Source organism: Thermaerobacillus caldiproteolyticus (assembly GCF_013761245.1).
In the GTDB taxonomy this organism is placed as follows: domain Bacteria; phylum Bacillota; class Bacilli; order Bacillales; family Anoxybacillaceae; genus Thermaerobacillus; species Thermaerobacillus caldiproteolyticus.
The window spans coordinates 16431-28064 of sequence record NZ_JACDUT010000003.1 but is presented as its reverse complement, the minus strand read 5'-3'; the positions used below and the strand labels follow the sequence as shown (position 1 = coordinate 28064).

Below are 11634 nucleotides of genomic sequence, written 5' to 3'. Positions count from 1 at the left end.
ATTACAAGATGCGTTTCCGTAATTCAAATCCTAAATCAATTATACCTAATATCGCAATAAGATAAAGTAGAAAAGGGAGAAATAAACAAAGCACCGTTCCCCCGACGATCATCCCTTTTGGAATGTTCTTTCGGTCGCCAACATAATAAAGAAAAGAAAGGCCTTGAACGACAAACAACAACTGCAGCAAATAGTATAAATTTAGAACAACAATGTAGACAAATGTTCCTTTTTCCAATGGGAGAAACGTCACTATTAAAATCAGTAAATAATACCATAATAAGCTTTTCGGTAAACTGAAATTGCGAAACGGTGGCCAAGTCCCCACAGAAAGTTTTAATCGTTTTAAAATTGGAACAGAAACAATCATTGTCACATAGGCTAGCAGAAACGCACCTAGTACAAATAACGTAGGAGTTACATATTTGATAAGTTCCAATCCTTGTTCAAAACGTTCTTGCAATTCCTTTGGCGGTTGCTGCCCCATTCCGCGCATCATTTGTATGGCTGTGTGGAAAGATTCATTTAGCAATGAAAGCGCTTGTTTAATAATATCCATTTCAAAAAATTGAATGGAAATGATGTAGTCGATCACCATATTGAATAAAAATGCCATCGTTCCTGCCACTAAAACAACATAACGATTTTTCTGTTTTGCCAGTAGCGCACCTATGACGATGCCAGCTGTCCCAAACATAAGAACGCCGGGAAGGGAAAGTAGTGAACCAACAACCGAGGAAACAACAAGCGATGCAACAAGCAATAGCAACGCTTGTTGATAACCGTGCTTGATGGTAAAAATAATAAACGGAATCGATAAAAATAATGTTGTCACCGCTCCTAATAATGGTACATACAATGAAACTAAAAATAAAACAGTAAACAGAGCCAGCTGGATGGCAGCCTCCGTTAACGCATATGTATTTCTCAACTTTTCGCCCTCCTTACCTCACTATATTACCCTAATTCACAGAAATGATAAAACCATCACACAGCATAAAAAAAGCAGTAAGGTTTCCCCCTTACTGCTTCTTCTTTTTATTCACCTGCTACATATGGCAATAATGCCATTTGACGAGCGCGCTTAATCGCAACAGTTAACTTACGTTGATATTTTGCACTTGTACCAGTCACACGACGAGGTAAAATTTTACCGCGCTCAGAGATGAATTTTTTGAGTGTATCAACGTCTTTGTAGTCGATATGAGTAATTCCGTTCGCTGTGAAGTAGCACACTTTACGACGTTTTGCACGTCCACCTTTACGTCCTGCCATTATTGATCCTCCTTCCTCATCCTGATTTCATATATTCATTAAAACGGTAAGTCGTCATCGGAAATATCAATAGGTTGTCCATCATTGGCAAATGGATCTTCATCGATGCGACTAAAGCCATGATCGTTTGTGTTACGCGGGTTCTGATTTTGTCCAAATGGAAATGGCTCTCCATAGTAGCCACCTGCTGTTGCACCACGTTGCTCCATGCTACCTTTAGGTTCAAGAAATTGAACGCTATCAGCAACCACTTCAGTCACGTACACACGTTTTCCATCTTGGCCCTCATAACTTCTCGTTTGTAAGCGACCGTCCACTCCAGCTAAACTTCCTTTTTTCAAGAAGTTGGCTACATTTTCCGCGGGACGACGCCAGACGACACAGTTAATAAAATCCGCTTCACGCTCACCTTGTTGGTTCGTAAACGGACGATTGACAGCAAGCGTAAACGTGGCAACAGCTACTCCATTTGGAGTATAGCGTAATTCTGGGTCTCTTGTAAGTCTCCCTACAAGAATTACGCGGTTAATCATCAGAACCACTCCTTAATACTTAATAACGGAAATTATTCTTCCTCTTTCACAACGATGTGACGAATAATGTCTTCGCTGATTTTCGCTAAACGGTCGAACTCTTGTACCGCTTTTGGTTCAGACACTACGTTCACAATCATGTAGTAACCGTCGCGGAAATCTTTGATTTCATATGCTAGGCGACGTTTACCCCATTCTTTGACGTTTGCAATTTCCGCACCGTTTTCTGTTAAAATAGTATTGAAGCGCTCTACAACTGCTTTTCTCGCTTCATCATCTAAATTTGGGCGGATAATATACATGATTTCGTATTTTCTTTTCATGCTAGTCACCTCCTTTTGGTCTAAACGGCCCTATAAAAGGGCAAGGAGCAATAAAATATTACTCACATTTTTTGATTATATCACGGTTAAAAAATAGAAGCAATATTAAACATTAAAGCGGAAATAGATAATATCGCCATCTTGTACTTCGTAGTCTTTTCCTTCCAATCGCACTTTTCCTGCTTCGCGTGCCGCTGCCATCGACCCTGCTGCGACTAAATCATCATAGGAAACCGTTTCAGCACGAATAAATCCACGCTCAAAATCAGAATGGATGATTCCGGCGCATTGCGGTGCCTTCATTCCTTTTCGGAACGTCCACGCCCGCACTTCTTGTTCCCCAGCAGTAAAGAACGTCGCAAGCCCTAATAAACTATACGCAGCGCGAATAAGTTGATCTAACCCCGATTGCTCAATGCCGAGCTCCTGTAAAAATAATTCTTTTTCTTCGTCATCCAATTGAGCGATTTCTTCTTCCACTTTCGCACAAACAACAATGACCTCCGCATGGTCATTTCTCGCGAATTCACGCACTTGTTGTACGAATGGATTATCGTCCGGATTCGCTACATCTTCTTCGCCCACATTGGCAACATATAACATCGGTTTAATCGTCAGTAAATGAAGCTGTTTTACGACTTTCATTTCTTCTTCTGTAAACGATAAGGTGCGCGCCGCTTTTCCTGCTTCAAATGTTTCTTTCAATCGAGCAAGAATCTCATATTCAAACATGGCATCTTTATCTTTTTGCTTGGCCATTTTTCCAACGCGATCAATGCGCTTATCTACCGTTTCAAGATCGGCTAAAATGAGCTCTAAGTTAATCGTTTCAATATCGGCAAGCGGATCGACTTTTCCAGCAACATGGGTAATGTTTTCATCGGCAAAACAACGAACGACTTGGCAAATCGCATCAACTTGGCGAATGTGAGATAAAAACTTATTTCCTAATCCTTCGCCTTTGCTTGCACCTTTCACAATTCCAGCGATATCGGTAAATTCAAACACGGTTGGTACCGTTCTTTTTGGCTTGACTAACCCCGTTAATGTTTTCAACCGTTCATCAGGTACTTCGACAATTCCAACGTTCGGTTCAATCGTACAGAAAGGATAGTTAGCGGATTCTGCGCCCGCTTTTGTAATAGCATTAAATAGCGTCGATTTTCCGACGTTTGGTAAACCAACAATTCCTGCTGTTAATCCCATTTTTTCCACTCCTCTTAACCGTCAACATCTTTCCTCATTATAGATAGTTGAAAAGAAAATGACAAGCGCATTCATGCGCTGTCACTGTGATTCGCTGATTTTTTCAATATTGACTAAACAATCGTATAACGTACTCCCTTGACCGTTGTCTGACTCACGATCAGATGTCAGGACATTCACGCTACCGCCAAATTTTTGCCATTGTCCTTCGTCAACATTAATTGTTTTCGGATGCGCCTTGATAAGAATTTTCACTTTTCCAATAAGTTCGCCGCGATCGTTAAACACTCTTGCCATATCTCCTTCGGCTAACCCTTTTTCTTCGGCAATATCTTTTGACACTTCAATTTTCACAGACTGCATCGGCTCAATTAAATGATAATGTTGCGAATGATTGGAGCGAAGCGGATGAATCGTTAATAACTGATACGGATACTTTTCCGCTAATGTCGGGTTGGCAAATGCCGATTCTGCTGGATACATAATCTGCAATGTTCCGTTCATGCCTTTTTGTTCCGCTAAGGCTGAGGTAAATTCATATTTTCCGCTCGGTGTTTGAAATTGATAGTCACTCCATGGTACCGGTTGGACGGGAAGAAGCATATGCTTTTCTTTTTTTAATCTCTCTAACGTAATTCCGTACCGTTCTAATGATCGTAACCCCATTTTCAAAAACTCTTCCCTTGTAAAAGCAAAGTCGTCACCAAATCCGAGACGGTTCGCTAATTGTGTCCAAATCCAAAGATCGGATTTCGCTTCACCCGGCGGTTCGACAAGCGCTGGACCGTAATTGACATACGCATGATACATCGAGGAATAATAAATATCTTCTTCTTCAAACACCGTTGTCGTTGGTAAAACGTAATCGGCTAATTCCGCTGTGTCCGTCATAAATTGATCAAATACAACAACCGTTTCTACTGACTGGAACGCTTTTTTCACAAGATGAGTATTCGGCACTTGCGTAAGCGGATTTCCGCATGTAACAATAATCATTTTAATTTCCGGGTTTTTTGCCTGTAAAATTCCTTCCGCCTGCTTCATCATCGTAAACGTACGAGAGGCAGTTTTTCGCTCCGGTAATGTCAATGCTTTGATGTTAAAACTTTGACTGACTTGGAGATTGCCAAAATTAGCACCGCCTCCAGGAATGCCGATATTTCCGCTGATTGCAACGAGCGCATCAATCAATCGAATCGTATTTCCGCCATTGGCATAACGCTGCATTCCCAGCCCTAAATATGTCATCGTTGGGCGGTTGCCATATATGACAGCTAATTCGGTCATGACACTGCGATCCACTTCGGTAATTCGTTCAATCTCATCAATGGTAATACTTTCTAGCAGCGTTACCACATCGTCAAACCCGACTGTATGTTGTTCAATAAATGCGCGATCTTCAAGGCCAAGGCGTAATATCTCTTTCATAATTCCTATAGCCAAAAAACCGTCCATTCCCGGTTTGACAGACACATATAAGTCAGCCATTTGCGCTGTTTGATGAAAGAGAGGATCAATCACAATGACTTTTGTTCCGCGTTTTTTGACTGCTAGGAGATGTTGAAATAAATGCATGTTCGTCCGTGCAACGTTTCGTCCCCATACGACGACTTGTTTGCTGTTATAAATATCTTCCGGGGCATGGCTATACGAGCTGCCGAAATCCCACGTTTGTGCCTCAATTCCGGCCCCCCAACAAAGACTTCCCGCTAATTCCGTCACGCCTCCATAACAATGGAAGAAGCGTTGATCTAAATTTTTTAACAACCCGTTATTCGCATAATCGTGGCTATGAAGCACAGCCGTTGTTCCGTATATGTTCTTGATCTCTTTCATCTTTTCAGCAATTTCATCTAATGCTTGCTCCCAAGAAATGCGCACAAACTGGCCATTTACTTTTTTAAGAGGGTGAAGCAGACGCTCTTTGGAATTCGTGCGCGCTTCTAACATACGACCGCGCCCGCAAATTTTCCCTTGCGTAATCGGATGAGTTTCGTCGCCTTCAACCTTCATTACTTTCCCATCTTTTACTGTTACTTTGAGTCCGCATGTATCCCAGCAATTTAACGGGCAAGATGAAATGTGTATCTCTTCCATTCCCCACTTCTCTCCCTTTCTTACAGAAATAGCATGAGGGAACTACTCCTCATGCCTCACTAATACTTTTTTTAGTTTTCTTACGAACTCTTTTCTAGGAATTAAAACACTATGTGCACAACCTTCACATTTAATACGAATGTCCGCTCCCATACGAATAATTTTCCAGCGATTTGTTCCGCAAGGATGTGGCTTTTTCATCTCAACAATATCATGTAACCCAAACTCTTTTTCCATTTGCTCACCCCTATCACTGTTTTATTTAGGCATTTTCTTTCGCATTTTTCGGCATCGATTCTCCTTCGTCTTGACGATTATACAGGACGAGTCGTGGAAATGGGATTTCAATACCATGTTCATCTAATCGAAGTTTAATTTCCTTGCGCAATGCGCGCGCAACAAACCAATGACGCATCGGCCTTGTTTCACACGTAACGCGCATAACAATTTCTGAATTTGCAAAGTTTTGAATGCCTAATAGTTCAGGAGGAGCTACCATATCTTCATACTTCTCCGGCAACTCGGAAAGTAGCTCGCGAATGACCTGTTCCGCTTTTTCAATGTCTTCTTCGTAGGCGATACTAACATCCACAACAGCAACGCTATTGTTTAGAGAGAAGTTGGTGACTTGGTTAATGCTCCCATTTGGCAAAATATGAACTTCACCTGTCCAACTTTTAATTTTTGTGACCCTTAATCCAATCGCCTCTACATACCCTTCAAAGTTGCCGATTCGGACATAGTCGCCAACAGAAAATTGGTCCTCAAAAATAATAAAAAACCCTGTAATGACATCCTTTACCAAACTTTGTGCACCAAAACCAACAGCGAGTCCGACAATTCCCGCTCCGGCAAGAATTGCTTTTACTTCAACGCCGAACGTATCTAGCACCATAATCAAAGCAATGAAATACAGCACATACGTAATGACGTTGTCTAACAACCTTAACAACGTTGCTTCTCTTCGTTCTGAAATGCGAATGGGCGCTTTTTGTCGTACTTTAAAAATATTATGAACAGCTACTTTTAAAATTTTTGAAAAGATGGAACATAACAATATAATGGTAATAATTTTTACAGTTCCTATACCTATATTGGTCCACAACTCTTCATTGGTAAAAAAAGAAGCTATTCCCTCATAAAACTTTTCAATTTTGCTCACTTTGATTGACACCTCTTACGATTGTATATCCCCTGCTGTAATCAATTATTTATTGTATCAAGATTTTCAACAGATTTGTAGTAATAACTCTAACAAGAAACGAGAAAGGAAATGTATATAATGTGCTTTTTTTCCGTATACTGTTAATACTTAATCGGAGCTAGGAGTGAACATTTATGAATATACCGTCTATTTCTTTTCACTCAAAAGACGGAAATAAACGAATTTTTCATGATGAACAAGGCGCCTCTACTTTAGTTGCCATACAGCTCATTTCCTTACTTCCTTCTCCGCTGTCCCAGCCGATCGCTATTGTCTGTATCGGAACCGATCGTTCTACCGGAGATTCACTTGGACCACTTGTTGGCACGATGTTAAAGGAAAAAAATGTTTCTCATTTCCATGTGTACGGTACATTGGAAGAGCCTATTCATGCGATGAACTTAGAGGAAAAAATTTCTGCCATTCGTTCGATTCATGAGAACGTATTTATCATTGCTGTTGACGCGTGTTTAGGCCGATTAAAAAGTGTTGGCGCTATTACAATTGCAGAAGGACCCGTCAAACCGGGAGCCGGGGTCAATAAACAACTCCCGCCCGTGGGTGATCTCCATATTACCGGAGTCGTGAATGTGAGCGGCTTTATGGAGTTTTTTGTATTGCAAAATACTCGTCTTCATTTAGTGATGAATATGGCTAGAACGATTGCCAATGGCATTTATGAAGTAGACAAACAACTAAAGCGGAAAGATTATTTATCTCACTTTATGATGAACCAAGACTACTATCCACGATTTTAACCTACTTTCCCCTGTTTCCGCTTAGAGGCGGAGGACTTACCAACGTAAAAACAACAATCCCCTCTTTGTTACTGGAACAAGAGGGGATTGTTTATTTATAAAAAGAAATACGCAAGCGATACAAGCAAGGCCGTGACAAGAATACTAGGAAGTAAATTGGCGACACGAATGCTCGTGATGCCTAATATATTTAACCCAATTGCAATAATTAAAATACCACCAGTTGCGGTGGATTCAGAAATAAACGACTCTAGCAATCCTTTTGGAACCCACCGCTCAATCTGCGTAGCTAGTAAGGCAATCGCTCCTTCATACAACATAACAGGAATGGCAGAAAAAATAACCCCGACACCAAGGGTTGTCGTCAAAATTATACTTGTGAAGCCGTCAATGATCGATTTAGTATATAAAACGCGATGGTCACCGCGCAAACCGCTATCTAACGCACCGACAATGGCCATCGCCCCGATCACAAACAAGAGCGTGGCGGTGACAAATCCTTTAGCGATATTTCCTTGTTGATGCGCCCCTACTTTTTTCTCCAGCCAATCGCCTAAGCGATTTAATTTTTCATCAAGTCTCCATATTTCACCTAACACTCCACCAAGAACAAGACTACAAATGACAATTAAAAACTGCTCGCCTTTTAATCCCATTTGAATTCCAAGCAATGTCACCGCCAGGCCAATTCCACTCATCACCGTCGATTTTACTTGCTCAGGAATACGATGAAATAGCTTTCCTAGCAATGAGCCAAACGTAATGCAAATCCCATTGACGACTGTTCCCAGCAGTACCAACTTTATTGTCCTCCTACCACAATCAGTATGTACGACGTAAAAAAATAAACCATCAAAAATAGATGGATCTCTTTATTCATCAAGTTGCACATTCAATAACTCTAGTATTCTTTCTAAATCTTCAGTAGAAAAAAATTCAATTTCAATTTTTCCTTTTTTGCGATTTTGTTTAATTGTTACATTTGTCCCAAGTTTTTCTCTTAATAATGATTCGCTTTGTTTCACAAATACGCTTTTTTCTACTTTTTTTCTTTTCGATGTTTCACGTGAAACATTTTGATTGGTTTCTTGAACGAGCTTTTCAAGCTGGCGAACATTTAACTGTTCGCGAATGACTTTATCGACAATCGCTTTCATTTTATCTTTATTCTTTAATCCTACTAATGCTCGTCCATGCCCCATTGATAAAACGCCATCGGTTATGAGCTGCTGAATGTCTGTTGGTAGTGAAAGTAACCGGAGATGGTTGGCGATATGAGGACGGCTTTTTCCAACGCGGTTGGCTACTTCTTCTTGCGTTAGTTTGAGCTTCTGTATCAATGTTTGATACGCCGTTGCTTCTTCAATCGGGGTTAAATCTTCACGCTGTAAATTTTCTAGTAGCGCAAACTCCATCATTTGCTGTTCAGTTAAGTCACGAACGACAACAGGAACCGTTTTTAAATTCGCTTCTTTCGCGGCACGATATCGTCGCTCTCCAACGACAATTTCATACCCTTTAATGCTTTTTCGTACAATAAGCGGTTGCAAAATCCCATGTTGTAAAATCGACTGCTTTAACTCTTCAATCGCTTTCAGCCGAAATGTTTTGCGCGGTTGATAAGGATTGGGACGTAATTCTTTAATGTTGATTTCTTGAATCGAGTCCCCCTCCTTCACTTCTAAATTGGCAAATAACGCATTAATCCCTTTTCCAAGACCTTTAGCCACGCTCTAGCACCTCCTTTGCCAACTCTAAATATACTTCCGCTCCTCGCGATTTTACATCGTAAAGAATAATCGGTTTTCCATGGCTTGGAGCTTCACTTAAACGAACGTTTCTCGGAATGATCGTCTCATACACTTTTTCACGAAAATATTTTTTAACCTCTTGAATGACTTGGATACCTAAATTGGTTCGGGCGTCTAACATCGTCAAGACGACGCCTTCGAGTCTTAAATTGCCATTTAAATGCTTTTGTACAAGGCGAATCGTATTTAATAGTTGGCTTAATCCTTCAAGTGCATAATATTCGCATTGTACAGGAATTAACACGGAATCCGCTGCGGTTAACGCATTGAGCGTCAATAATCCTAGTGAAGGAGGACAATCAATGATGATGAAATCGTACTGCCCTTTCAAAGGATCAAGCGCGTTTTTCAAGCGAATCTCTCGTGAGATGACAGACACAAGCTCAATTTCTGCTCCAGCTAGTTGAATGGTGGCCGGAATCATATATAAATTTTCAATATTTGTCGGTCTTATGGCATCTTTCGCTTTCATATTTTCAACAAGAACATTGTAAATACATTCATCGACATCCCCTTTTTCAATTCCAATGCCACTTGTCGCATTGCCTTGTGGATCAATATCAACAAGCAATACTTTTTTTCCTATATGTGCTAGACAAGCGGCTAAATTGACTGCTGTTGTCGTCTTTCCCACTCCGCCTTTTTGATTTGCAATCGCAATCACTTTGCCCACGATGACACCTACCCTTATCTCTTACTCATATCCTCTATTTTATCACGAAACGAAAGAGATGGACGCGTTTTCTGCTTTTAATTTCAAATCAATGAAAAAACCTCATCAAATAAAGTTTGATGAGGTGAAACAGAACTATTTATTTTTTCGGAATACGAATGGTAATTTGATAATAGTCCTCAAACTCTTCTTCCTCGGAATCAATCGCCACTCCACTATCGGCGACCATTGTCAGCGATTGGCGAATCGTGTTTACAGCAATTCTCATATCTTTGCTAAATGCTTTCCGTTTTGGCTTTGGCTTTGGATTGGCAGCTTCGAGCAGTTTCAAAACACGGTCTTCTGTTTGTTTGACATTTAATTGTTTCTCAATAATTTCTTTTAAAAGCTTTAATTGCTTTTCTTTATCTTTTAACACAATTAAAGCTCGCGCATGGCGTTCGGTAATGGTTCTTTGTAACAATGCTTCTTGAATCTCTTTAGGCAACTTTAATAGCCGCAATTTATTCGCAATGGTGGATTGCCCTTTTCCTAAACGCTGAGCTAGAGCTTCTTGCGTTAAGTTATGTAGCTCTAATAATTTCGCATACGCCATAGCTTCTTCAATCGGCGTTAACTCTTCGCGTTGTAAGTTTTCAATTAAAGCAACAGAAGCGGTTTCTTTATCATTTAAGTTTTTGATGATAGCTGGAATTTCTGTCCACCCAAGTTTTTGGACAGCGCGCCAACGCCGCTCTCCTGCGATGATTTCGAACTTCCCATCCTCGCATTCACGAACAACAATTGGCTGAATAATGCCATGTGTGCGAATCGTTAAAGCAAGTTCTTCAATTTTTTCTTCGTCAAAAATCGTGCGCGGCTGAAAACGATTAGGCACAATTTGTGATACCGGAATTTTTTTGACTTCTTCACTTTCTGTTTTTTCTATGATTTCTTCTTGTTCCTTTTCCCCGAAATGAAAGAAGCGCGAGAAAGGATGTTTCATTCCCCTACACCACCTTTAAAAACTCTCCCCTAAATTGTAAGAAAACTATTCAATCGGAAGCTTGTTTGGTATTCCCGGTTTCCGAGGATATTTGTTTGGTGTTTTTCGCTTTTTGTTAATAAAGATAATCGTACGCTCACTTTGCTCAATCGGCAACGCAAACTGCTCAATTGCAGTAATTTCCCCACCTAGTACTTGAATAGCTGTTTTGCCCTGTTCTAATTCTTCTTGAGCGGCTGCTGCTTTCATTGCAATAAACGTCCCATCTAACTTTACTAATGGAAGACAAAGCTCGCTCAGCACCGACATTCGTGCAACCGCACGAGCGATCACGACATCGAACGATTCGCGGATTCCCTCTTTTCTTCCGAACGTTTCCGCACGATCATGATAAAACGCTACGTCTTCTAACCCAAGTTCAGCCGCTAAATGATGTAAAAATGTGATGCGCTTTTGCAAAGAATCGACAATTGATAGCTTCAAATGTGGAAAGCAAATTTTTAATGGAACGCTTGGAAAGCCAGCCCCTGCTCCAACATCACAAATCGACGTCACCTGAGAAAAATCATAGTAAAATGCCGGAGAAAGAGAGTCAAAGAAGTGTTTTAAATAGACGCTAGGCTTGTCCGTAATCGCCGTTAAATTCATTTTTTTGTTCCATTCTATCAATAGCTCATAATACTGCTCAAATTGCTGTAATGCTCGAGGAGAAAGGGAAATTCCATTCTCCTCAAGCATCGCTTGAAACTGTTTTGTATCCATACGCCAA

Annotated in this window: 14 protein-coding genes; 1 reads left to right on the top strand and 13 read right to left on the bottom strand. The window is 40.6% G+C overall.

The features are described 5' to 3' along the window. Position 1: 1 nt before the first annotated feature. The 8 genes from HNR31_RS05530 to HNR31_RS05495 all read right to left on the bottom strand — a co-directional run bounded on the left by HNR31_RS05530 (position 2) and on the right by HNR31_RS05495 (position 6596). The gene (locus HNR31_RS05530; protein ID WP_181555276.1) at positions 2-931 is read right to left on the bottom strand and encodes a YybS family protein; all 930 of its coding nucleotides are present in this window, start codon (positions 929-931) and stop codon (positions 2-4) included. A gap of 107 nt (positions 932-1038) precedes the next feature. Beyond that, positions 1039-1275, bottom strand: coding sequence for a 30S ribosomal protein S18 (gene rpsR / locus HNR31_RS05525; protein WP_027408127.1), 237 nt, complete (start codon positions 1273-1275; stop codon positions 1039-1041). A gap of 38 nt (positions 1276-1313) precedes the next feature. Beyond that, a complete protein-coding gene (gene ssb / locus HNR31_RS05520; RefSeq protein ID WP_181555275.1) occupies positions 1314-1808 on the bottom strand; it encodes a single-stranded DNA-binding protein in 495 nt (164 codons plus the stop codon). 32 nt (positions 1809-1840) lie between these two features. After that, positions 1841-2131 carry a 30S ribosomal protein S6 gene (rpsF, locus tag HNR31_RS05515; RefSeq protein ID WP_181555274.1) on the bottom strand — a complete coding sequence of 97 codons (291 nt, stop codon included), beginning with the start codon at positions 2129-2131 and terminating at the stop codon, positions 1841-1843. 105 nt (positions 2132-2236) lie between these two features. Further along, the gene (ychF, locus tag HNR31_RS05510) at positions 2237-3337 is read right to left on the bottom strand and encodes a redox-regulated ATPase YchF (protein ID WP_181555273.1); all 1101 of its coding nucleotides are present in this window, start codon (positions 3335-3337) and stop codon (positions 2237-2239) included. A gap of 81 nt (positions 3338-3418) precedes the next feature. Then, the gene (locus HNR31_RS05505; RefSeq protein ID WP_181555272.1) at positions 3419-5434 is read right to left on the bottom strand and encodes a molybdopterin-dependent oxidoreductase; all 2016 of its coding nucleotides are present in this window, start codon (positions 5432-5434) and stop codon (positions 3419-3421) included. A 42-nt stretch (positions 5435-5476) separates the two neighbouring features. Then, positions 5477-5671, bottom strand: a complete 195-nt coding sequence (locus HNR31_RS05500) for a DUF951 domain-containing protein (RefSeq protein WP_181555271.1) — start codon at positions 5669-5671, stop codon at positions 5477-5479. A gap of 25 nt (positions 5672-5696) precedes the next feature. Further along, a complete protein-coding gene (locus tag HNR31_RS05495; RefSeq protein ID WP_181555270.1) occupies positions 5697-6596 on the bottom strand; it encodes a mechanosensitive ion channel family protein in 900 nt (299 codons plus the stop codon). 176 nt (positions 6597-6772) lie between these two features. Between HNR31_RS05495 and yyaC the strand changes: the two genes are divergently transcribed. Next, a complete protein-coding gene (gene yyaC / locus HNR31_RS05490) occupies positions 6773-7396 on the top strand; it encodes a spore protease YyaC (RefSeq protein ID WP_181555269.1) in 624 nt (207 codons plus the stop codon). Between the two features lie 95 nt (positions 7397-7491). Here yyaC and HNR31_RS05485 read toward each other — a convergent pair whose 3' ends face one another. The 5 genes from HNR31_RS05485 to rsmG form a co-directional block, all read right to left on the bottom strand. Continuing rightward, on the bottom strand, positions 7492-8196 hold the full coding sequence (locus HNR31_RS05485; RefSeq protein ID WP_181555268.1) for a DUF554 domain-containing protein: 705 nt from the start codon (positions 8194-8196) through the stop codon (positions 7492-7494). Between the two features lie 72 nt (positions 8197-8268). Continuing rightward, entirely contained in the window at positions 8269-9126 is an 858-nt protein-coding gene (locus HNR31_RS05480) for a ParB/RepB/Spo0J family partition protein (RefSeq protein WP_181555267.1), read from the bottom strand. Further along, the gene (locus HNR31_RS05475; RefSeq protein ID WP_181555266.1) at positions 9119-9880 is read right to left on the bottom strand and encodes a ParA family protein; all 762 of its coding nucleotides are present in this window, start codon (positions 9878-9880) and stop codon (positions 9119-9121) included. The genes HNR31_RS05480 and HNR31_RS05475 overlap by 8 nt, the downstream gene beginning before the upstream one ends. Before the next feature lie 139 nt (positions 9881-10019). After that, positions 10020-10865, bottom strand: a complete 846-nt coding sequence (noc, locus tag HNR31_RS05470) for a nucleoid occlusion protein (protein WP_181555265.1) — start codon at positions 10863-10865, stop codon at positions 10020-10022. Positions 10866-10910: 45 nt separating this feature from the next. Further along, complete coding sequence (rsmG, locus tag HNR31_RS05465) at positions 10911-11627, bottom strand: 16S rRNA (guanine(527)-N(7))-methyltransferase RsmG (protein WP_181555264.1); 717 nt, start codon at positions 11625-11627, stop codon at positions 10911-10913. Between the last annotated feature and the right edge of the window lie 7 nt (positions 11628-11634).

Bases quoted from the DNA above. Each gene is read 5' to 3' on its own strand.
- rpsR (WP_027408127.1), bottom strand. From the start codon at position 1,275: ATGGCAGGACGTAAAGGTGGACGTGCAAAACGTCGTAAAGTGTGCTAC.
- ssb (WP_181555275.1), bottom strand. From the start codon at position 1,808: ATGATTAACCGCGTAATTCTTGTAGGGAGACTTACAAGAGACCCAGAA.
- rpsF (WP_181555274.1), bottom strand. From the start codon at position 2,131: ATGAAAAGAAAATACGAAATCATGTATATTATCCGCCCAAATTTAGAT.
- ychF (WP_181555273.1), bottom strand. From the start codon at position 3,337: ATGGGATTAACAGCAGGAATTGTTGGTTTACCAAACGTCGGAAAATCG.
- HNR31_RS05505 (WP_181555272.1), bottom strand. From the start codon at position 5,434: ATGGAAGAGATACACATTTCATCTTGCCCGTTAAATTGCTGGGATACA.
- HNR31_RS05500 (WP_181555271.1), bottom strand. From the start codon at position 5,671: ATGGAAAAAGAGTTTGGGTTACATGATATTGTTGAGATGAAAAAGCCA.
- yyaC (WP_181555269.1), top strand. From the start codon at position 6,773: ATGAATATACCGTCTATTTCTTTTCACTCAAAAGACGGAAATAAACGA.
- noc (WP_181555265.1), bottom strand. From the start codon at position 10,865: ATGAAACATCCTTTCTCGCGCTTCTTTCATTTCGGGGAAAAGGAACAA.
- rsmG (WP_181555264.1), bottom strand. From the start codon at position 11,627: ATGGATACAAAACAGTTTCAAGCGATGCTTGAGGAGAATGGAATTTCC.